We start from the raw sequence: 20,287 nt of genomic DNA, 5'->3' as shown, positions 1-20,287 counted from the left end.
CATCTGTATCTTCATAAATAAAAACAACCGGAGGCCTTATGGACGGTATTGGAAAAACCCTGCTGGCAGCAGGACACAAGACCAACTATCACGAAGCAGGTCAGGGCGATGCTCTGTTTCTGCTCCATGGCTCCGGTCCTGGCGTTTCGGGCTGGACCAACTGGTCCCGGAGCATGTCGGCCTTCTCTGACAAATGGCGGGTCATCGTGCCGGACATTGCCGGTTTCGGTTTCACCGAGTTCCAGGAAGAGGCCAAGTACGACATCAAATTGTGGGTCAACCACCTGGTCGGCATCATGGATGCGCTGGATATTGCCAAGGCCTCTTTCGTCGGCAATTCCTTTGGCGGCGCGGTCGCCATTGGCCTGGCGGTGTTCGCCCCGGAGCGGGTCGACAAGCTGGTCCTGTTGGGAACGCCTGCCGGTGAATTCGTGCAGACGCCGGGGCTACGCGGTGCATGGGAGTACGAACCATCCCTGGAAAACATGCAGCGGCTGATGGCGCTGTTCCCATACGACGAGGCCTTGATCACACCCGAGCTGGTCAAGGCGCGTTACGAAGCCAGTGCCCGCGCCGGTTCCCAGGAAGCCTTGCGCAAGCTCATTCCCAAGCCAGCCGCCGAGGGCGAAACGCTGGTCAAGGGTTTCCCTGCCGCGGCATTGGCCAAGATCATCGCGCCGACCCTGGTCGTGCATGGCCGTGAAGATCGCGTGGTGCCGCCCTCCTGCGGAATGCTGATCGCCAATAGCGTACCGAATGCCGATTTGCATCTGTTCGGCCGTTGCGGCCACTGGGTGCAAAGCGAGCAACCGCGTCGCTTCGTGGCGCTGGTTCGCGACTTCCTGAGCGAGTGATCCGACATGAGCCGAAATCTACTGGAGCGAGCGCTGTGGCAACTCTCAGTTGATCGCGCCTCCAAAGAGCGTTTTCGCGAAGACCCCAAAGGCTTTCTCGGGCGTTTCGCATTGAGTGAAGAAGAAGTTGAAATGGTCGTGGGTTTCGATGTCGCCGCTCTGCAAGCGGTCGGGGTCAATCCGATGTTGACCATGGGCTTCTGGCAGGAGTTGGCACCTCAGCGAAGCATGTCGCTGTACAAGCAGCGCCTGGGTGCAACCGACGAACAACGCGCGGCTTTCTCCGCCGCACTCAAGGGGTGATCCGATGGGCAAGATAGTAGGTGGTTTCTGGATGCCGCATGACCCGGTCATGTTCGTCGCCCCCAACGCGCCGCCGCAGGCCCAAGGTGATGCGGTCTGGGATGCATACGAGCAATGTGCCCAGCGCCTGGCGCAGTTGGCGCCGACCTCGGTGATCATCGTCGGCTGCGATCATTACATCCTGTTCGGCACCCAGTGCCTGCCGCGCTATGTCATCGGTACCGGTGATGTCGATGGTCCACTGGATCGGTTGCCGGGGCTGGAACGAGGTGTGGTGCGCAACCAGGAACAACTGGCCGGTCATATCGTCTCGCATGGCGAAGGGCAGGGCATCGACTGGACAGTGGCGCGCAGCTTCACCGTGGATCACTCGTTCTCGATTCCACATCAGCTGACGGTCAAGCCGGCTGAGCAGATTCTCGGTCGAGAGTTGCCGACTATTCCTGTGTACCTGGCCTGTGGCGTGGACCCATACATTTCGCTCAAGCGAGCTGCCGACCTGGGTCGCCAGATCCGTGCGGCGGTGGAGTCGTTCGATGCTGACGAGCGCGTCGTCATTATCGGTAGCGGCGGCATCAGCCACTGGGTAGGGACGGCGGAAATGGGCCGGGTGGCCGAGGACTTCGACCGAGAGATTCTTGCTCACGGCGTCAACGGCGATCTGCAAGCGCTATGCGCCTATTCGGATGAAGAGATTTTGCGCCGCGCCGGCAATGGCGCCATGGAAATCCGCAATTTCGCCTGCGCCATGGCTGCCGTCGCCAATCCGGCCGGTGAAGTCATCGCCTATGAAGCCGTGCCTGCCTGGGTCACCGGGTTGGGTTTCTTGCAACTGTTTGCTGGTGAGGAAAAGTCATGAGCCGAGTATTGCTGTGCCAGCGCGATGAACTGTCGCCAGGTGAGTTGAAAAAAGTCAGCCATGGCGCTGCAGAAGATATCTGTGTGTACAACCTGGGCGGCACGTTCTATGCCACCTCTGACATGTGCACACACGCCACGGCTTCCCTGGCAGAAGGCGATCTGGAAGACCACCTGATCACCTGCCCGGTGCATTGGGGGCAGTTTGATATCCGGACGGGCGAAGCAGTGACCTTCCCCTGTGAAAAGCACCTTCGCACGTACCGGATCATCGTTACCGACAAAGAGGTTTTCGCCGACCTCGAACATGCCAGCGATGCCGCACTGGCTGACGCCTGACGCCCGGCACGAAGGCCTGTCTTTCCACCCGTATTCCTTGTGAGTCCAGAACAATGGATAACTGCAAACATATACCACTCAGAACCATTGAGCCTACACCCAGCCTGCCCAACCTTGACCGGGTATGCGACATGGAGGAAGGCCGCTTGTCCGGCAAGGTGTTCTGGGATCAGGCCATCTACGAACAAGAACTCGAGAAGATTTTCGCGCGTTGCTGGCTGTTCGTCGCCCATGAATCGCAGTTGCCGAAGTCGGGTGACTATCTCGCCACCAGCATGGGCGAGGACGAGGTCCTGGTGGTACGCCAGAAGGACGCATCGCTCAAGGTATTCCTCAATGCCTGCCCACACCGTGGCAACAAGATCTGTTTCGCCGAGGCGGGTAATGCGCGTGGTTTTATCTGCAACTACCACGGCTGGTCATTCGGTGCCGATGGCGGCCGGTTGCTGGGTATGCACGAATCCAAGTGCTATGAGGAAAGCAATTTCGACAAGTCAAAACATGGACTGCGCGAAGCACGTGTTGCGACCTACAAGGGCCTGGTATTTGCCACCTTTGCCGACGATGCACCGACACTTGAAGAGTACCTGGGGCCAATGACCTGGTACCTGGATGTCATGCTCGACATGGACGAGGGCGGCAGTGAGTTTCTCGGTGGTTGCATCCGTTCAACCATCGAATGCAACTGGAAGGTCGCGGCTGAAAACTTCGTCGGCGACATTCTCCACGGTGGCTGGACACACGACTCCGCGGCCAAGGCCATGCTCGGCGGGCCGGTGGCCAATGTCGGCGACCTTCCCGAATCGTATTCAGTGAACTGGAATGGCCACGGCTACGAGTTCGCCACCGATGTGGTGGGCAACGCTGCAACCCTGGGCGAAAAAGACATCAACAAATACCTGCACGTATTGCGCCCGAAAGTGGCGGAGCGTCTGGGCGAGTTCCGCTCCAAGCTGATCGGTTCGATTTCATCGTTCACCGTGTTCCCCAACTTCTCTTTCTTGCCGGGGCAGAACACGGTTCGCATCTGGCAACCGCGAGGGCCCCACAAGATAGAGCTGTTTACCTGGGTCATCGTCAACAAAAATGCACCACAGGACATCAAGGACAAATGGCGCCGTGGCGCGATGATGACCTTCTCTCCGACCGGCGTATTCGAAATGGACGACGGCGAGAACTGGGAGTACTGCACCAAGACCAGCCGCGGGATGGTCACGCGCTATCAGGATTTGTACGTCGGCCTTGGCATGGATACGCGCATCGAAAACAGCGAACTGCCTGGCAATGTCTTCAAGGGGCAACTCAACGAATGCAACTCGCGCGCGTTCTATCAGCGCTGGAAAGACCTGTTGCAATCGCCCACCTGGGCGGACGTACCAGATCGTAACGGCAAGATGCGTTGAGGGGACCGAAATGAATGCTTTGCCAATGGAACAACCCGTTGCATTCGAAGACAAACGCGCCGTCGAGGCCTTTTTGTTGCGTGAGGCTCGCCTGCTCGACAACGAGTCCTGGGATGAGTGGCTGCAGTCGCTCAGCGAGACCATCCACTATTGGATGCCCGGTATCGAGAACCGCCGACGCGAAGACAAGTCTGGCCCCTACAGACTGGAACACATGGCCTTCTTCGACGACGGCATGCGCGATCTTCAGCGTCGGGTCGCACGGTTCAAGCAGCCGTCGGCCTGGGCTGAAAATCCACCGACGCGCAACGTTCACCTGATCAGCAATATCGAGGTATTTGCCGGTGAACAGGAGGGCGAGTTCATTGCGTTCTCTTGCTTCATGAACATCCGCAGCCGTGGGCTGGACGAGTCCCATCAATTGGTCGGGCGCCGTGAGGATGTGTTGCGCCGCGAAGCCGACGGACTGAAGTTGCTGAAGCGCAAGATCCTGATTCCAAACGCGATGTTGTTGTGCAAGAACATCAACACTTTCCTCTGAGGATACGCACATGGGTTGGCTCGAAGGACAAGCAGCATTGGTCACTGGCGGCACTGGCGGCATCGGTAGCGCCATCGTTCGACGTTATGTGAACGAAGGCGCACGGGTGTGCGTCATGGCGCGTGACGACGAACAGCTGAGCGCACTGCGCAGCGAACTGGGCGACGCCATCATCACGGTGCAGGGCGATGTCTCGAAATATGAAGACAATCAACGCGCGGTGGCGGCCACACTGAATGCGTTCGGCAAGCTCGACACGTTTGTCGGCAATGCGGCGGTGTTTGATTACTTCACTCGCCTGGACCGTATAGCCCCTGAAGATTTTGAAAGTGCATTTCAGCGCTTGTTCGCCATCAATGTTCAAGGCTACATGCTGGGCGCACGATGCAGTACTGATGCCTTGCGCGCCAGTCGCGGCAGCATGATTTTCACCCTGTCCAATAGTGCTTTTTATGCCGGCGGTGGGGGCATTCTCTATGTCACTGCCAAACATGCGCTGGTCGGCATGATCCGTCAGCTGGCCTACGAATTGGCACCGGACATCCGCGTCAATGGTGTAGCGCCAGGGGCGACCAATACGCCTATGAAGAGTCTGGATGGGCTCAATACGCGCAGTGTCCCGCTCAACCAGATCCCGGGTTTCGAGCAAGGCGCTGCGCAGGCGGTGCCGCTTCAGCGCATCGCGGAACCGGAAGATCACACGGGCCATTATGTGCTGTTGGCCTCCCGTGAAAACTCAGGGTTGACCACCGCCAACATCATCCACAGCGATGGTGGCTGGGAAGTCCGCAGCCCGGGCGCGGCCAGTCACAGAAAGGTCTGATGCCAGGCCTGTCCGTGTAATCCATAACAAGAGAAAAGACCGATGAGCGTCAATAGCCGTTCCTTGAGTGCACCCCAACAGAAGTTGCTGGATCTGTTTGCTGGCTTACCTTTGCCGGTGCTGGCCGCGCCGATGTTTCTGGTTTCCGGGCCACAGCTGGTCAATGCCTGCTGTCAGGCAGGCATCGTCGGCAGCCTGCCGGCGCCCAATGCGCGCACCGTCGAGCAACTGGACCAGTGGCTGACTCAGATCGTTGTCGAGCGTGAGGCCGCGAAAACACATGGCCAGATCTGGGCACCCTGGATGCTGAACATGATCGTGCACAGCACCTATGATCGGTTTGACGCCGAGTTGGAGCTGGTCAAACACTATCAGCCGCAGATCGTTTCCACGGCCCTGGGTAGCCCCAAGCGCGTGCTGGACACGGTCCACGGTTATGGCGGCGTAGTGATCGCTGACGTCATCACTCCGGCCCTGGCACGCAAGGCGGTCGATGCGGGGGTCGATGGTCTGGTGTTGGTCTGTAACGGTGCCGGCGGCCATACCGGCAGCTACAACCCTTTTGCCTTCGTCGCTGAAGTCCGCGAGTTCTGGGACGGGCCGCTCGGCTTGGCCGGCGCTGTTTCGAATGGGCGCGACATCCATGCGGCGCAAGTTCTGGGCTGCGATTTTGCCCTAGTGGGTACTCGTTTGGTCGCGGCCCACGAGAGCCTGGTCGAAAACGCCTACCGGGACATGCTGGTCGACTGCTCTATAGATGACGTGGCTACCACCAAAGCGGTCAGTGGCGTACTCGCGACCTGGATGAAACCTTCCCTGGAAAAGGCCGGTATTGACCCAGACGCCGAGAACAACACGCGTATCGATTTTTCCGGTGACATTGCCTCCGCCAACAAAGCGTGGAAACACGTGTGGTCAGCGGGGCAGGGTGTAGGGCAGATCAAGCGCAGCTACAGCGTCGCCGAGCTGGTCGATGAGTTGCATCAGGGTTACCTGACCAGTCAGCAACGTTCGCATTGAGCGGTGACTACCAATTGTTGAGGAGCTACTCCATGAACCACGATTCCATTCAGGCTGCCGCCTCGGCTTTGGCGCAAGCGCGCATGACACGAACCCCCTGCGGGCGCATCTCCGAGCGCTTCCAGATTTCCACGCTGGCTGATGCTTATGCCGTACAGGAACTCAATACCCAGGCTGCGCTGGCCGCCGGGCGTCGCCTCAGCGGGCGTAAAATCGGCTTGACCTCACTGGCCGTGCAAGAACAGTTGGGCGTCGATCAGCCAGACTTCGGCATGTTGTTTGCCGATATGGAATACGGCGATGGCGAGGCCATCGACAGCTCCCGCCTGATTCAGCCCAAGGCCGAGGGTGAGATCGCTTTTGTGTTGGGGCGTGACTTGCCCAATCCGGACACCACCCTGGGCGAGCTGATGAGCGCGGTGGAGTACCTGGTGCCGGCGCTGGAAATTGTCGATTCGGCGATTGAGAACTGGAAAATCACCTTGGTCGATACGGTGGCCGACAATGCTTCCTCGGGCCTCTACGTCCTGGGCAAGAGTCCCGTGCGCCTGGCCAATCTGGACCTTGCGCTGGAAGGCATGCTGCTGGAACAAAATGGTGCTCAGGCGTCGACCGGTGTGGGCGCAGCTTGCCTCGGCAACCCGCTGGACGCCTGCCTGTGGCTGGCGCGGACCATGGCCGAATTTGGCCGGCCACTGCGTGCAGGCGACGTGCTGTTATCCGGAGCCTTGGGCCCCATGGTGCCCGTGACCACCGGTGACAGCCTGCGCTTGAAACTGACCCGGCTGGGTGAAGTGAGCTGCCGATTCGTATGAAGTGAAGGTCGCTGATCGTTTGGCGTCATGCGAAAGGGTGCCGGGTTGATAAACCGGCACCGAAACAACAAAAATAATGATGATGAGACAGCAGACCTGTCTGTTGATCTCGTGAGGGCGTGCCGTGTACGACTTTTTCGACGATCCTGCCAAGTTGGCACCTGCTCACGTGACTGTCGAGCCAGGTGAGGCGGGTAGTTTCATACTGCGATCCGCTGAACAACTGCAACCCTATGCCCGTTGTATCGGCGAGTGGCTGGAGCAATGGGCGCGCGAGGCTCCACTGCGCCCTTATTTGGCCGAGCGTCGCAATGGCGTCTGGTTCACCTTGAACTACAGCGAGGTTCGCCAACGCGTCGGCGCGCTGGCCCAGGGTTTGCTGGAGCTCGATACGGTGCCCGGTCGACCGGTGCTGGTGTTGTCGGAGAACGACATCGACCAGGCTTTGATTACGCTGGCAGCCATGCATGTCGGGATTGCGGTGGCCACCGTTTCGGTCGCTTATTCGCGCAATACACAGAGCGGTTGCAGCAAGCTCAAGTCTATCGTGGCGCAGCTGCAACCCGCGTTGATCTTCATCAATGATGGCGACACCTATCGCCGCACCATCGAATTGATCCAACCGGACTGTCCCGTCGTGGTTGCGCGCAACGCCCAGGCCGTTCCTGGCGCGCTACCGCTGCCCATGCTTTACCGGGGCGAAAGTGCGCAGGTCATGGAGACTTTTCAGCGTCTCGATGGCGATGTCCCCGCTCGCTATATGCTGACCTCCGGCTCCACTGGTACGCCTAAGGTGGTGATCAATACCCATCGCATGCTGTGCGCCAACCAGCAATCGATCGCCCAATGCTGGCGCTTCATCGAAGGCAGTGAAATGGTCGTGGTGGATTGGCTGCCGTGGAGTCATACCTTCGCCGCGAACCATAACTTCAATATGGTGCTGCGCAATGGCGGCACGCTCTATATCGATGATGGTTTGCCGGTGACCGGGCGCATCGAGCGGACGGTGGAAAATATCAAATCCGTCCAGCCAACGGTGTTTTTCAACGTCCCTCGTGGCTATGAAGCGCTACTGCCTTACCTGGAGCGCGACGAGGAGTTGGCGCACGCACTTTTCGGTCGCCTGGACATGCTGTTCTATGCCGCTGCGGCTTTGCCACAGAATACGTGGGACCGGTTGATGGCCTGTGCGGAAAAGGTGCGGGACAAGCCCCTTTTCTTTACCAGCGAATGGGGCGCGACCGAGACCTCTCCAGTGCTCACCAATGTTCATTACCGTTTGGACAAGCCAGGCAACATCGGCCTGCCAGTACCGGGCGTAGAGATCAAGTTTGTGCCCAGCGGCGACAAGCTGGAAATGCGTGTGCGCGGACCCTCAGTGTTTCAGCAGTATCTCAATGACCCGCAAGGCAGCCTTGAGGCGTTCGATGAACAGGGCTTCTATCAGATTGGCGATGCCGGTCGACTGCTCGATCCCGAGCGCCCGGAGAAGGGCATCGTGTTTGACGGGCGGGTCACCGAAGACTTCAAGTTGACCACGGGCACGTGGGTTTCCGTCGGCACGTTGCGCCCACGGCTGGTGAGTGCCTTGGCACCTTACGCTTCTGACTGTGTGATTTGCGGTCACGATCAAGACCTTATTGGCGCATTGATCTATCCGACGCCGGCGTTGCGCGCCTTGTCCGGAGCCCCCGGCAAGCGCATGACCGCTGAGCAACTGGCTCTGGAACCTGCCGTTCGCAGGGCCCTGAGTGTGGGCTTGCAAACACTGGCCCAGCAGTTTCCTGCGTCCTCGCAGCATGCCGTGCGCATGGTCATCCTCGACTCACCGCCGAGCCTCGATGATGGGGAGATTACTGACAAAGGTTACATCAACCAACGCGCTGCACTTGGCCTGCGTTCTGATGCGGTCAAGCGTCTGTATGCCGAAACGTTGGACCCGGCCGTGATCCTTCTCGACGAAGCTTATGGAGAAAGAAAATGAGTTCCAGAAAAATGAAAGTCGCCATCATCGGTTCCGGCAACATCGGCACCGACCTGATGATCAAGATCCTGCGCAACGCCAAACACCTGGAAATGGCCGTCATGGTCGGCATCGACCCGGCCTCCGATGGCCTGGCCCGTGCCCAGCGCATGGGCGTGGCCACCACCCACGAAGGCGTTGAAGGCCTGACTCGCCTGGACGCGTTCAAGGACATCGACTTCGTGTTCGATGCCACTTCGGCTGGCGCCCATGTGAAGAACGACGCGTTTTTGCGCTCGATCAAACCCGGCATCCGCCTGATTGACCTGACGCCCGCGGCCATTGGCCCGTACTGCGTGCCGGTGGTCAACCTGGAGCAGAACCTCGCTCAGCTCAACGTCAACATGGTCACTTGTGGCGGGCAAGCAACGATCCCGATGGTCGCCGCCGTGTCACGTGTTGCGAAGGTGCACTACGCCGAAATCGTCGCCTCGATTGCCAGCAAATCGGCCGGCCCCGGCACTCGCGCCAACATTGACGAATTCACCGAAACCACCTCCAAGGCCATCGAAGTGATCGGCGGCGCGGCCAAGGGCAAGGCGATCATCGTGATGAACCCGGCCGAGCCCCCGCTGATGATGCGCGACACGGTGTTTGTGTTGTCCGAGGCAGCCGATCAGGCTGAGGTCGAGGCGTCCATTCTCGAGATGGCCGTTGCCGTACAGGCCTATGTGCCAGGTTATCGCCTGAAACAACACGTGCAGTTCGACGTTATCCCTGAAGACACTCCGCTGCACATTCCGGGCCTGGGCACGTTCTCCGGGCTGAAAACTTCGGTGTTCCTCGAAGTCGAAGGCGCCGCCCATTACCTGCCGGCCTACGCCGGTAATCTCGACATCATGACCTCCGCAGCCTTGGCCACCGCCGAGCGCATGGCGCAGTCGATGCTGAACGCCTGAGGAAACCGACATGACTTTTAACCCCGGCAAAAAACTCTATATCTCCGACGTGACCCTGCGCGACGGCAGCCACGCGGTGCGTCACCAATATTCGCTGCAGAACGTGCAGGACATCGCCCGCGCCCTGGACAAGGCCAAGGTCGACTCGATCGAGGTCGCCCATGGTGACGGTCTGCAAGGGTCGAGCTTTAACTATGGCTTCGCCGCGCACACCGACCTGGAGTGGATCGAAGCGGCCGCCGACGTCATCAGCCACGCCAAGATCACCACCCTGTTGTTGCCGGGCATCGGCACGGTGCACGACCTGAAAGCCGCGTACAACGCCGGAGCCCGGGTGGTGCGCATCGCCACTCACTGCACCGAAGCGGATGTGTCGAAACAGCACATCGAGTACGCCCGTGAGCTGGGCATGGACACCGTCGGTTTCCTGATGATGAGCCACATGATCCCGGCCGAGCAGTTGGCCGCCCAAGCCAAGCTGATGGAAAGCTACGGCGCCACCTGCGTGTACATGGCCGACTCCGGTGGTGCGATGAACATGCAGGACATCCGCGACCGCTTCCGTGCGTTCAAAGCCGTGCTCAAACCGGAAACCGAGACCGGCATGCACGCCCACCACAACTTGAGCCTGGGCGTGGCGAACTCGATCACCGCGGTCGAGGAAGGTTGCGACCGCATCGACGCCAGCCTCGCCGGTATGGGCGCCGGTGCCGGCAACGCGCCGCTGGAAGTGTTCATTGCCGCCGCTGAACGCCTGGGCTGGAACCACGGTACCGACCTTTACACGCTGATGGACGCCGCCGACGACATCGTTCGTCCGTTGCAAGACCGTCCGGTACGGGTGGATCGCGAAACCCTGGCGCTGGGTTATGCCGGGGTTTACTCAAGCTTCCTGCGCCACGCCGAAATCGCCGCCGCGAAGTACGGCCTCAAAACCCTCGACATCCTCGTCGAACTGGGCAAACGCCGGATGGTCGGCGGCCAGGAAGACATGATCGTCGATGTCGCGCTCGATCTGCAGACGGCCCGGCGCCGTTAATTTTTCATCACACAGTGAATGAGCAAATGCCATGACCTATCACGTAGATATTCAACCAGCTGGGCAACAATTCGATCTGGATGCGGGCAAGACCATCCTGGATGGTGCGTTGGCGGACGGGCTGATGCTAAAGCACAGTTGCCGTGAAGGGACGTGTGGCAGTTGCAAGGGCAGGGTGGTGAGCGGCAGTGTCGATCATGCCAACAGTCCGCTGGAGGTTCTGAGCGAAGAGGAACGTGCTGCCGGACTCGCTTTGTTCTGCTGTGCCAAAGCGACCTCGGACCTGGTCATTGATGCCCCGGAAGTGACCGAACTTCGCGGTATTTCGATTCAGCAGACGGCCGCCCGCGTGGCCAGCATCGAAAAGGTCGCCGACGATGTCATCGTCGTTCGACTGATGTTGCCGCCTACGGTCACGTTCAACTATTACCCCGGCCAATATGCGCAAGTATTGCTCAAGGACGGCAGTCGTCGCAGTTATTCAATGGCTACACATTCGACAGTGGACAATCAACTTGAGTGGCATATCCGTCATATGCCAGGGGGCAGTTTTAGCGGGCATGTATTCAATGCGTTGAAGCCGCGCGAACTGCTTCGTCTGGAAGGTCCTTACGGTTCTTTCTATCTGCGTGAGAACGATCAACCGATGATCTTTCTCGCCAGTGGTACCGGTTTTGCGCCGATCAAGGCGTTGCTTGAGCAACTGCGTGAACGGGGAAATAACACACGTCCGGTTTATCTCTATTGGGGAGGACGGCAGCGCAAGGATCTCTACCATCACGAGCAGTTGCTCGAGTGGCAGGCCGAATTACCCTGGTTGAATTACATCCCGGTGCTCTCGGAACCGAACGATGCCTGTCAGTGGCAAGGCGCTTGTGGATTTGTACACCAGCAGGTCCTGTCCGACTTTGCTTCGTTGAAGCGCTTTGAAGTGTATGCCTGTGGGGCACCGATCGTTGTGGATTCCGCCCGTCGAGACTTTATCGGGCAGCGAGAGTTGCTGGAAACCAATTTCTACGCTGATGCATTCGTATAACCGCAACAACGTTAACTAACGGATTAGAACGAGCTACACCCGAACTTTATTGGGCACGCCTGCGTGGTCGCTCAACAGGTTCGGGGGCAGGGACACGCCAGCAGTAAGGACCCGTTCAATACTAATAAAAATAGAGAAAACCATGAAAGCTCAAGTTCGCGTTCCCTCGAGTATCGCTGTTTGTTTTGTTCTCTCCGTTCTTGCTGGGCAAGTAAGGGCAGCCGGTTTTGTCGAAGACAGTAAAGCCAGTCTGACGATGCGCAATTACTACTTCGATCGCGACTACAAAGGCACGTCCGCGCAATCGGCAGCCCGCGAGTGGGCCCAGGGCTTTATTCTCAAATACAGTTCGGGCTTCACCCCGGGGCCTGTGGGTTTCGGTATCGATGCCATGGGGCTGTTGGGTGTCAAGCTCGATTCATCGCCGGATCGTACGGGCACAGGTTTGCTACCGTACGACGTGCCCAGCCGAGAGCCACGCGACGATTATTCGGAGCTCGGACTGACCGGAAAAATGAAAATATCGAAGACGGAACTGCAAGCCGGGACCATCAGTACGTTCCTGCCGATCGCCTTCGCCAGCCCCACACGCTTGTTGCCGCAGACCTTTCGTGGTGCCTATTTGCGTTCGCAGGATCTGGACAACCTGACGTTGAGTGTCGGCTGGTTGGACCGCATCAACCTGCGCGATTCCACCAGTTACCAAAAAATGACCGTCGCATCGCCCAACGGCCGTTTCAACCCCACCGCAGAATCGGACCGGTTCGTCTTTCTGGGCGGTGATTACAAATGGTCCGATAGCCTGACCCTGAAGTACTACCACGCTGTGCTGGACGAAATGTATCGCAAGGACTACTTCGGCTTCGAGCAGATACAGCCTATCGGTCCCGGGAAGCTGAAGACGGATGTGCGCTATTTCATCACAGGGGAAGACGGCGCGGCCAAGGCTGGGCATGTCGACAACCGCAATCTGGGGATGATGTTCACTTATTCGGTGGGCGCCCACAGCCTGGGGGCCGGTTATATGCAGCTTAACGGCGCTACCGCCATGCCTTATCTGACCGGGACCGAACCCCTGGTAGTGTCCGAAGGGTCGCTCAGTTCCGAGTTCCTCAACCCCAAGGAGCGCAGTTGGCAAGTGCGCTACGACTACGACTTTGCGGGCGTCGCAGTGCCGGGCCTCAAAGGCATGGTGCGCTACCTGGAAGGCAGCAATATCCAACTGCCGACGGCTTTGGGTGGCGATGGCCTCAGTGAAAGCGAAAAAGATGTCGAGCTGTCCTATGTCGTGCAGTCGGGCACTTTCAAAGGGGTCAGCGTACGTCTGCGTCATGCCTGGTATCGCAACGATTTCGCCCCGGCGGCTTCCTTCCGCGATGACAACGAGACACGGGTGAACATCGACTACACCTTGGCGCTCTGGTAGTCCAGGCAGCGACTGGCCGAACGGGCGCCATCAAGCGCCTGGCCGCTCCCCACCACCACAACAACAAGAACAACAAGAACAACAACATTGGATTACTGATCATGCAGCAGCGTGTATACGACGTTCCGACACATCGAAATCGAATGGTCGCGGCGCCTCTCCCTAGCCGTCCTTCCGGTTATTGCACCTACAGCGCTCCGCACTCCGAAGCCACATCCGTCCTGCTCGCATTCCACTGAGGATCACTCATGGACTTTTCAATACTGGCATTTCTTACCCAGGACGGGCTGACCACAGGCGCCATTTATGCATTGGTGGCTCTGGCACTGGTTCTGGTGTTTTCGGTTACTCGGACGATCCTGGTGTTCCAGGGCGAGTTCGTGACCTTCAGCGCCCTGACACTAGCCACGCTCCAGTCCGGCCTTTTGCCTGGCACGTTGTGGTTGCTGATCGGTTGCTCAATCGCGGCGTGCCTGCTCGACAGTGCAATCGCATTGAAACACCGGCAACCATGGCAATTGCCACGAATCGCGCTCAGCTACCTGACACTGCCATTTGCATTGCTTGTCATGCTTAAGACTTTTGACCTGCAAAGCCTTCCTGGCTTGATAAAAATCATCTTTGCACTGGCAATCGTGACACCGTTGGGACCGCTGCTATATCGCCTGGTTTATCAGCGCGTCGCCCAAAGTTCGGTGTTACTGCTGCTGATCATTTCAGTCGCTGTGCACATCGTGCTGATCGGTGTGGCCCTGTGGATGTTCGGTGCTGAAGGCGTGCGAACCGAGGCTTACAGTGATGCCGGTCTGATGTTCGGTGAACTGTCGATCAGCCTGCAAAGTCTGCTGGTGGTGGGTTGTGCGTTGCTGTTGATCGGCCTGCTTTACGTTTTCTTTGGCCGCAGTTTGTATGGCAAAGCCCTGCGAGCCACTGCATTCAACCGCACAGGCGCGCAACTGGTGGGCATCCCCACTCAACTCGCCGGCAAGAGCGCTTTTGCGCTGGCAGCCTTCATCGGGGCCATTTGCGGCATCCTCATCGGCCCACTGACAACCTTGTATTACGACTCCGGTTTTCTCATCAGCCTCAAGGGCTTCGTTGCCGCAATCATTGGCGGTCTGATCAGCTATCCATTGGCCGCCGCAGGTGCCTTCCTGGTAGGCCTGCTGGAGAGTTTCGCAACCTTCGGGGCATCGGCTTACAAGGAGGTCATCGTGTTTACGCTGGTCATACCCGTGTTGCTCTGGCTTTCGCTGAAACACCCCAACATCGAGGAGCAACACTAATGGCCCGTCGTCTCATACCACTGTTGCTTCTGTTCTTGGCGGCCTGTATTGCCCCTCAGGTATTGCCGTCCTTTTACGTTAGCCTGTTTAACTACATCGGTTTGTACAGCCTGGTTGCATTGGGCCTGGTGTTGCTGACGGGGGTCTGTGGCCTGACGTCGTTCGGCCAGGCAGCATTCGTCGGCATCGGGGCTTATGCCACCGCAGTGCTCAGTACCACGCTGGATTTATCACCCTGGCTAGGGCTTCTGGCCGGCTTGAGTATGACCTTGGTCGTCGCCTTGATACTCGGCCTGTTGACCCTGCGCCTGGCGGGTCACTACTTGCCCATCGGCACCCTGGCCTGGGGGTTGGCGATCTATTACCTGTTTGGCAATTTGCCGGGGCTGGGAGGTTTTGGCGGCATCCAAGATCTGCCGACAATCGCTTTGTTTGGCTGGCGGATCGACAGCGCAGCAGATTTCAGCCTACTGATCGCAGCCTTGCTGATCGCCAGCCTCTGGCTGCTCGACAATCTCTTGCACAGTCGGCAGGGTCGCGCAATCCGCAGTCTTAAAGAAGCTGGCGGCATGGCCGAGGCCATGGGTGTGGACACGGCACGCAGCAAATTGATCGCGTTCGTGCTGGCAGCCTTGCTCGCTTCGCTCTCCGGCTGGCTCTATGCGCACATGCAACGCGTGGTCAACCCGACACCTTTTTCGGTAAACATGGGTATCGAATACCTGTTCATGATCGTCCTGGGCGGCACTGCGAGCCTATGGGGCGCGCTGGTTGGCGCAGCGCTGGTGACTTTGATCAAGCAGGTGCTGCAAGACGTGTTGCCGCTGTTGTTCGGGCACGCCGACAACTTCGAAATGATTTTCTTCGGTCTGCTGGTGATTCTTGTACTGCAGTATGCCCGGGAAGGTCTGATGCCACTTTTGCGCAATCGCCTGCCGACACTTCGCGCTTCCATCCTGCCCCTCGCCGATGCAACTAGATTGCCTCGGCGCCAGCCACCCACGAATGGCTCCCCGCTGCTGATAGCCGAAGGCCTGGTGAAGCGTTTCGGCGGGCTTGTCGCAAATAATGATATGAGCCTAGCGGTCAAATCAGGCGAAATCACAGCGCTGATCGGCCCGAACGGCGCGGGCAAGTCCACATTGTTCAACCTGTTGTCGGGGGTATTACCTCCCACTGCCGGCCAGATCCTGTTTCTGGGCCAGCGCATCGATGGCCTCCCGCCACGCAAAATCGCCAGATTGGGCGTGAGCCGCACCTTCCAGCACGTGCGCCTGCTGCCGCAAATGAGTGTTCTGGAGAATGTCGCTCTAGGCGCCCATAGCCGGGCAAATGCAGGACTCCTGCGTTCACTGCTGCACGCAGAGCGCGAGGAAGAAAAACGGATTCTGGCCGAAGCCGCGCGACAAATCGAACGCGTCGGACTGGGTCAATTCATCCACACCCCTGCCGGCAGCCTCGCTCTGGGACAGCAGCGCATTGTCGAGATCGCTCGGGCCCTGTGCAGCGATCCCTTGCTGTTGCTCCTCGACGAGCCCGCGGCGGGTCTGCGCTATGGCGAAAAACAAGCGTTGGCCGGTCTGCTCGAACAATTGCGCGGCGAAGGCCTGGGCGTGCTGTTGGTGGAGCACGACATGGACTTCGTCATGCGCCTGGCTGACCACGTCGTGGTGATGGAGTTCGGCCAGCGCCTTGCTGCCGGGACCCCCGATGAAATACAGGACAACCCGGCGGTGCTGGCCGCTTATCTCGGAGGAGTGGAATGAGCCATCTACTGCAAGTACGTAATTTGTCGGTCAGTCATGGCAAGGTCGAAGCCGTGCGCAAACTCGACCTGCATGTCGAGGAAGGTCAGATCGTCAGCCTGATCGGCCCCAATGGAGCGGGTAAAACCACCTTGATGGCAGCCCTGATGGGTTTGCTGCCCGCTACCGGCGAAGTGCGCTACTTGGGCCACCCGCTGTTGGCCCACAAGGGCGTTGCGCAACGCGTTGGCATGGGCATGGCGCTGGTGCCGGAAAGCCGCGAACTGTTCGGCCCGATGAGCGTGGAGGACAACCTGCGACTGGGCGCGTTCAGCCGCCACTGTCGCGGGCTGCGGGATCACGCCCAAGGCCTCGATGAGGTGTTCGGGTTATTTCCACGACTGCATGAACGTCGCCAGCAGGCAGCCTGCACCCTCTCGGGCGGCGAGCGGCAGATGCTTGCCATTGGGCGCGCGTTGATGGGCAAACCCCGATTGCTGATGCTTGACGAGCCCAGCCTGGGTCTAGCTCCGAGGGTGATCAACGAGACGTTCTCGATTATCCAGAACCTGCGACGCAGCGGCGTTTCGATCCTCTTGGTGGAGCAAAACGCAAGAGCCGCGCTCAAGATTTCGGACTACGGGTATGTCATGGAACTGGGGGAACTGGTTCTGGAAGGTCGAGCTGAAGACCTGGCGCAGAATCCCAAAGTCATCGAGACCTACCTGGGCCGTAAACCCACTGCATTCGGCCCCCCAAAAACCGAGGCGGTCGATGCTTGATAAAAGCAAAAACCTGCGGATCAAAGTCCCCCGCAAATAGAACAACAACAAAACCACCTGGAGCTTCCATGAAACGCCACATTGCCTTGTGTTTAGCTGCATCGATGACAACAGCAGCGCATGCCGACCTCTCGATCGGCATCATCCTTTCGACAACCGGACCTGGTGCCTCCCTGGGCATTCCAGAGCGTAATACCGTGCAACTACTGCCCAAACAGATCGCCGGGCAAACCGTTAATTACATCGTCCTGGACGACGGTAGCGACAGTACCGCGGCCACCAAAAACGCTCGCAAACTGGTGAGCGAAAATGCGGTTGACCTGCTGATCGGTTCCACCACGGTGCCAACCTCCTCGGCGGTCGCCCAAGTCGCCAAGGAAAGCAGCACAGCGCAGATCGCCCTTGCTCCTTACGTCCCGCCAAACAACGAAAATCGCTGGATCTTCACGATCGCTCAAACCAATACCCTCATGGCCAAGGCGCTCATCGAGCACATGCAGCACAACGGCGTAAAAACACTGGGCTACATCGGCTTCAACGACGTCTGGGGTGAGGACTGGTTCAAGGCCCTCGGCGAACTGGCTCCCGCAGCCGGTATCACACTGGTGCGCGATGAGCGTTTCAACCGTACTGACTCCTCTGTCAGTGGCCAAGCGTTGAAAGTGATCGGCACACGACCTGACGCAGTGCTGATCGGTGCTGCCGGCGCTCCTGCTGCGCTGCCCCATACCGAACTGCGCAGGCTCGGCTACAAGGGCGCGATTTACCACACTCATGGCGCTGCCAATAGCGCCTTCCTGCGGATCGGGGGCAAAGCCCTCGATGGGGCCATCCTGCCCGTCGGTCCGGTAGTGGTGTGGGACAAGCTACCGGCCAATCATCCCTCCAAGGCTATCGCGAGCCAATACGCCCAAAGCTATGAAGCACAGTTTGGTCCCAATAGCCTTTCTCCTTTTGGAGCCTATTTGTATGACGCCATGCGTCTGGTAGAAGCCGTAATACCTGGCGCACTGCAAGCCGCTCAGCCCGGGAGCCCCGAGTTCCGCCAAAGCTTGCGTGATCAGCTGGAAAAAACCGACAACGTTGTTGGTACCCATGGGGTTTACAACTTAAGCCCAACTGACCATTTCGGGCACGACCAACGCGCTCGTGCGCTTGTCAGTGTGCAAAACCAGCAATGGGTACTGCTGAACGGTCCTCAATAAAGTTAAACGTCTAGTCCTGAAATAGGTATGCAACCTCCGACCGCTTATGCCGTTTTCAGCCCGTCGCCGCAGGCAGAAAACGGCCAGAGGGAATCCTCAGCGGTCAGCATCACGCTTCAGCTTGCGAAAACATTGCGAAGACGAAACGTCCCCGCCAAAACAAAAGTGTGAGTAACATCATGACCGAAGCCCAACGCTGGACAGTTAAATGCCAAGACCCTGCGGATGGAAGTCGCGACGTCATCATTGATTTGCCGCCTGATCTACCCGCTAGTTTAGGACTGAGCATCGGGCAACGCCGCGACCGCCAAGCCCAGAGCATCGAGAAGGCCAAGACCGCCGGCAAGTACCAGGGTCGACCACCAGATGCCGATTTACACAAGCGAGTGTAAGGACTGTTAGAGGCCGGCCTAGGAATCCGCGCCACAGCTAGGCACGCCAAATGCTCTACTACGACAGTACTCAGAATCAAAGCAATAGAAGGATAGTGACTATGTGGCCCGAGGGATCTCTTTTAGAATTTGGTTAAAATCAAACCCCCTCATCCGCCCCTCTTCAAGCAGCTCCGTAAATTGCTTTATGTAAAGATGCGAATCTGTTTCTGAGGACTTTTCTGCACCCTTGAGGAATATGGGAAGCATTTTCTGAATCACGTTCTTTCCATTTGTGATCAGCCTCTCTTCGCTCCATTCCTGCATATACCTATGCATTCGGTACTCCGCCTCAACCAACTCCTGTAACGACTGGGGAGCCAGCCGAGGGCCGTGGTTATGCTCAAATTTGAGATTGGACGTTTCACTCGTACTTTCATAATTATGCCCCTGCGAGTCGGCCCAAGCGCGCAGAAAACTTTGAATTTCTTGCTCAATTTCATGATGGCGATGAGCGTTGAAGGGATTGCTTATAAATGAAGGTCGGCAGGCGCGTTGATCCTCCAGCACCTAGCTGTAGCCGGTAGGTAGTCTGGATCAAAATAATAAAATCAATCTCCGAGAACCGGCCAGGATATTTGCCATCACCAGTGAGCCGTGAGCTGAACTTGTCAGCGAGCCGAGAGGCAGGAATGCTCTCAACGGTGTCATTCAATATGAGCGCGATCCCTGGGGTGTCGGGATCAAGACTCAATAGCCTTTTGGATGAGGCAATCTGCTGTTTGGCATTTCTAAGCACCCCCTCAACCATTCTGGTTGCGCTAGAAAAAATTTTGTCTAGATGCTCTTGCCCTCCCGGTGTGTTCTTCATCGCAGTTTCAAGGTCATAGGCACCAAAGATCAGTGGAAAATCGTCAGACTCCATTAGCGATTTGGCACCATCCAAAATCTTATCTTTCGGGTCAATCTTCAGCGTTTTGAGTTCGACAACCGCTCGCTTGTTGAAGAACAAATAATCGGCGATTTTGACCCGGTCAGGTTGAGGAACATGACCATCGAGAGGCGTCACATGGGCTTGGCTTTGGAGGAAGCTAATCATGCGCTCCTCGATATCCCGCACGCTGTTCACACGATACCTATCCATTGATATACGGGTAAGCCAGACATTCTAGACGCAGCTAAACCCACAGAGTCGCTGCAGGTAGCGCGAACTACGAAAAATATCGACCGATGTTCGTATTTTCCAAGGAGGATTTACGATGTCAAACGCAGATCTACTCCCCTCCCTACTTTTCAAAATCAGTCAAAACCAGTTGCCTCTCGAAGCCGCGATAATGGAGATTGCAATTTGGGATCGAGCAGCGTGAATCGCGCGAGGTTGGAGGCAACGTGCGTGGAGCGCTGGAAACGATCAGCAAAAATGAGGAGTTCATCTCGATGACGCTTACGGTGCTCATGACACCGGAATGATTTCTTTCTGATAGAAGCGAGCGCCACATAGCTGCCTCTTGTGAAGGAC

At 58.0% G+C, this 20,287-nt stretch carries 19 protein-coding genes and 2 pseudogenes; 20 read left to right on the top strand and 1 reads right to left on the bottom strand.

Annotation, left to right across the window (positions count from 1 at the left end; genetic code table 11):
• Positions 1–38 precede the first annotated feature (38 nt).
• From ACA063_RS18015 to ACA063_RS17925, 19 genes and pseudogenes are all read left to right on the top strand, one after another.
• Complete coding sequence (locus tag ACA063_RS18015; protein ID WP_497441006.1) at positions 39–854, top strand: alpha/beta fold hydrolase; 816 nt, start codon at positions 39–41, stop codon at positions 852–854.
• A 6-nt stretch (positions 855–860) separates the two neighbouring features.
• A complete protein-coding gene (locus ACA063_RS18010) occupies positions 861–1,157 on the top strand; it encodes an extradiol ring-cleavage dioxygenase (protein WP_128607770.1) in 297 nt (98 codons plus the stop codon).
• A gap of 4 nt (positions 1,158–1,161) precedes the next feature.
• The gene (locus ACA063_RS18005; RefSeq protein ID WP_497336615.1) at positions 1,162–2,016 is read left to right on the top strand and encodes a DODA-type extradiol aromatic ring-opening family dioxygenase; all 855 of its coding nucleotides are present in this window, start codon (positions 1,162–1,164) and stop codon (positions 2,014–2,016) included.
• Complete coding sequence (locus tag ACA063_RS18000; RefSeq protein ID WP_497336617.1) at positions 2,013–2,354, top strand: non-heme iron oxygenase ferredoxin subunit; 342 nt, start codon at positions 2,013–2,015, stop codon at positions 2,352–2,354. Before ACA063_RS18005 ends, ACA063_RS18000 begins: the two co-directional genes overlap by 4 nt.
• Positions 2,355–2,485: 131 nt before the next feature.
• Positions 2,486–3,757 (top strand): aromatic ring-hydroxylating oxygenase subunit alpha, encoded by a 1,272-nt coding sequence (locus ACA063_RS17995; RefSeq protein WP_497336619.1) that lies wholly within the window; start codon positions 2,486–2,488, stop codon positions 3,755–3,757.
• A 10-nt stretch (positions 3,758–3,767) separates the two neighbouring features.
• Positions 3,768–4,298 (top strand): 3-phenylpropionate/cinnamic acid dioxygenase subunit beta, encoded by a 531-nt coding sequence (locus ACA063_RS17990; RefSeq protein WP_497336621.1) that lies wholly within the window; start codon positions 3,768–3,770, stop codon positions 4,296–4,298.
• A 10-nt stretch (positions 4,299–4,308) separates the two neighbouring features.
• Entirely contained in the window at positions 4,309–5,121 is an 813-nt protein-coding gene (gene hcaB / locus ACA063_RS17985; protein ID WP_497646057.1) for a 3-(cis-5,6-dihydroxycyclohexa-1,3-dien-1-yl)propanoate dehydrogenase, read from the top strand.
• Between the two features lie 42 nt (positions 5,122–5,163).
• Positions 5,164–6,141 carry an NAD(P)H-dependent flavin oxidoreductase gene (locus tag ACA063_RS17980; protein ID WP_497662757.1) on the top strand — a complete coding sequence of 326 codons (978 nt, stop codon included), beginning with the start codon at positions 5,164–5,166 and terminating at the stop codon, positions 6,139–6,141.
• A 32-nt stretch (positions 6,142–6,173) separates the two neighbouring features.
• On the top strand, positions 6,174–6,956 hold the full coding sequence (locus tag ACA063_RS17975; RefSeq protein ID WP_497662756.1) for a 2-keto-4-pentenoate hydratase: 783 nt from the start codon (positions 6,174–6,176) through the stop codon (positions 6,954–6,956).
• A gap of 124 nt (positions 6,957–7,080) precedes the next feature.
• Positions 7,081–8,940: a feruloyl-CoA synthase gene (locus ACA063_RS17970; RefSeq protein WP_497662755.1), complete on the top strand. Its 1,860-nt coding sequence runs from the start codon at positions 7,081–7,083 to the stop codon at positions 8,938–8,940.
• Positions 8,937–9,878 (top strand): acetaldehyde dehydrogenase (acetylating), encoded by a 942-nt coding sequence (locus ACA063_RS17965; protein ID WP_497662754.1) that lies wholly within the window; start codon positions 8,937–8,939, stop codon positions 9,876–9,878. The genes ACA063_RS17970 and ACA063_RS17965 overlap by 4 nt, the downstream gene beginning before the upstream one ends.
• A 10-nt stretch (positions 9,879–9,888) precedes the next feature.
• Complete coding sequence (gene dmpG / locus ACA063_RS17960; protein WP_497662753.1) at positions 9,889–10,917, top strand: 4-hydroxy-2-oxovalerate aldolase; 1,029 nt, start codon at positions 9,889–9,891, stop codon at positions 10,915–10,917.
• 31 nt (positions 10,918–10,948) lie between these two features.
• Positions 10,949–11,953 carry a CDP-6-deoxy-delta-3,4-glucoseen reductase gene (locus ACA063_RS17955; protein WP_497662752.1) on the top strand — a complete coding sequence of 335 codons (1,005 nt, stop codon included), beginning with the start codon at positions 10,949–10,951 and terminating at the stop codon, positions 11,951–11,953.
• A gap of 142 nt (positions 11,954–12,095) precedes the next feature.
• Entirely contained in the window at positions 12,096–13,379 is a 1,284-nt protein-coding gene (locus ACA063_RS17950) for an OprD family porin (RefSeq protein ID WP_497633837.1), read from the top strand.
• Between the two features lie 248 nt (positions 13,380–13,627).
• Entirely contained in the window at positions 13,628–14,665 is a 1,038-nt protein-coding gene (locus ACA063_RS17945) for a branched-chain amino acid ABC transporter permease (RefSeq protein WP_497662751.1), read from the top strand.
• Positions 14,665–16,431: a branched-chain amino acid ABC transporter ATP-binding protein/permease gene (locus ACA063_RS17940; RefSeq protein ID WP_497662750.1), complete on the top strand. Its 1,767-nt coding sequence runs from the start codon at positions 14,665–14,667 to the stop codon at positions 16,429–16,431. Before ACA063_RS17945 ends, ACA063_RS17940 begins: the two co-directional genes overlap by 1 nt.
• Positions 16,428–17,192: an ABC transporter ATP-binding protein gene (locus ACA063_RS17935; protein ID WP_497662749.1), complete on the top strand. Its 765-nt coding sequence runs from the start codon at positions 16,428–16,430 to the stop codon at positions 17,190–17,192. The genes ACA063_RS17940 and ACA063_RS17935 overlap by 4 nt, the downstream gene beginning before the upstream one ends.
• Positions 17,193–17,260: 68 nt before the next feature.
• Positions 17,261–18,397 (top strand): ABC transporter substrate-binding protein, encoded by a 1,137-nt coding sequence (locus tag ACA063_RS17930; protein ID WP_497662748.1) that lies wholly within the window; start codon positions 17,261–17,263, stop codon positions 18,395–18,397.
• A gap of 293 nt (positions 18,398–18,690) precedes the next feature.
• A pseudogene (locus tag ACA063_RS17925) lies at positions 18,691–18,885 on the top strand (helix-turn-helix domain-containing protein); the annotation flags it as partial.
• A gap of 382 nt (positions 18,886–19,267) precedes the next feature.
• Here the strand turns inward: ACA063_RS17925 and ACA063_RS17920 are convergent.
• On the bottom strand, positions 19,268–19,897 hold the full coding sequence (locus ACA063_RS17920; RefSeq protein WP_497662747.1) for a hypothetical protein: 630 nt from the start codon (positions 19,895–19,897) through the stop codon (positions 19,268–19,270).
• 130 nt (positions 19,898–20,027) lie between these two features.
• On the opposite strand from ACA063_RS17920, the pseudogene ACA063_RS17915 reads away from it, so the two are divergent.
• A pseudogene (locus tag ACA063_RS17915) lies at positions 20,028–20,238 on the top strand (hypothetical protein).
• The last annotated feature ends 49 nt before the right edge of the window (positions 20,239–20,287 follow it).

The sequence above is a fragment of the Pseudomonas sp. LBUM1643 genome (assembly GCF_059716215.1).
The sequence above is the reverse complement of the archived record's forward strand: the minus strand, read 5'-3'. Positions and strand labels throughout refer to the sequence as shown.

What these genes read in the sequence shown, in the direction of transcription:
- ACA063_RS17930 (WP_497662748.1), top strand. Translation starts at nt 17,261, where the DNA reads ATGAAACGCCACATTGCCTTGTGTTTAGCTGCATCGATGACAACAGCA.
- ACA063_RS17955 (WP_497662752.1), top strand. Translation starts at nt 10,949, where the DNA reads ATGACCTATCACGTAGATATTCAACCAGCTGGGCAACAATTCGATCTG.
- ACA063_RS17950 (WP_497633837.1), top strand. Translation starts at nt 12,096, where the DNA reads ATGAAAGCTCAAGTTCGCGTTCCCTCGAGTATCGCTGTTTGTTTTGTT.
- ACA063_RS17995 (WP_497336619.1), top strand. Translation starts at nt 2,486, where the DNA reads ATGGAGGAAGGCCGCTTGTCCGGCAAGGTGTTCTGGGATCAGGCCATC.
- ACA063_RS17935 (WP_497662749.1), top strand. Translation starts at nt 16,428, where the DNA reads ATGAGCCATCTACTGCAAGTACGTAATTTGTCGGTCAGTCATGGCAAG.
- ACA063_RS17975 (WP_497662756.1), top strand. Translation starts at nt 6,174, where the DNA reads ATGAACCACGATTCCATTCAGGCTGCCGCCTCGGCTTTGGCGCAAGCG.
- ACA063_RS17940 (WP_497662750.1), top strand. Translation starts at nt 14,665, where the DNA reads ATGGCCCGTCGTCTCATACCACTGTTGCTTCTGTTCTTGGCGGCCTGT.
- ACA063_RS18000 (WP_497336617.1), top strand. Translation starts at nt 2,013, where the DNA reads ATGAGCCGAGTATTGCTGTGCCAGCGCGATGAACTGTCGCCAGGTGAG.
- ACA063_RS17980 (WP_497662757.1), top strand. Translation starts at nt 5,164, where the DNA reads ATGAGCGTCAATAGCCGTTCCTTGAGTGCACCCCAACAGAAGTTGCTG.
- ACA063_RS18005 (WP_497336615.1), top strand. Translation starts at nt 1,162, where the DNA reads ATGGGCAAGATAGTAGGTGGTTTCTGGATGCCGCATGACCCGGTCATG.
- dmpG (WP_497662753.1), top strand. Translation starts at nt 9,889, where the DNA reads ATGACTTTTAACCCCGGCAAAAAACTCTATATCTCCGACGTGACCCTG.
- ACA063_RS17945 (WP_497662751.1), top strand. Translation starts at nt 13,628, where the DNA reads ATGGACTTTTCAATACTGGCATTTCTTACCCAGGACGGGCTGACCACA.
- ACA063_RS17965 (WP_497662754.1), top strand. Translation starts at nt 8,937, where the DNA reads ATGAGTTCCAGAAAAATGAAAGTCGCCATCATCGGTTCCGGCAACATC.
- ACA063_RS18010 (WP_128607770.1), top strand. Translation starts at nt 861, where the DNA reads ATGAGCCGAAATCTACTGGAGCGAGCGCTGTGGCAACTCTCAGTTGAT.
- ACA063_RS18015 (WP_497441006.1), top strand. Translation starts at nt 39, where the DNA reads ATGGACGGTATTGGAAAAACCCTGCTGGCAGCAGGACACAAGACCAAC.
- ACA063_RS17990 (WP_497336621.1), top strand. Translation starts at nt 3,768, where the DNA reads ATGAATGCTTTGCCAATGGAACAACCCGTTGCATTCGAAGACAAACGC.
- hcaB (WP_497646057.1), top strand. Translation starts at nt 4,309, where the DNA reads ATGGGTTGGCTCGAAGGACAAGCAGCATTGGTCACTGGCGGCACTGGC.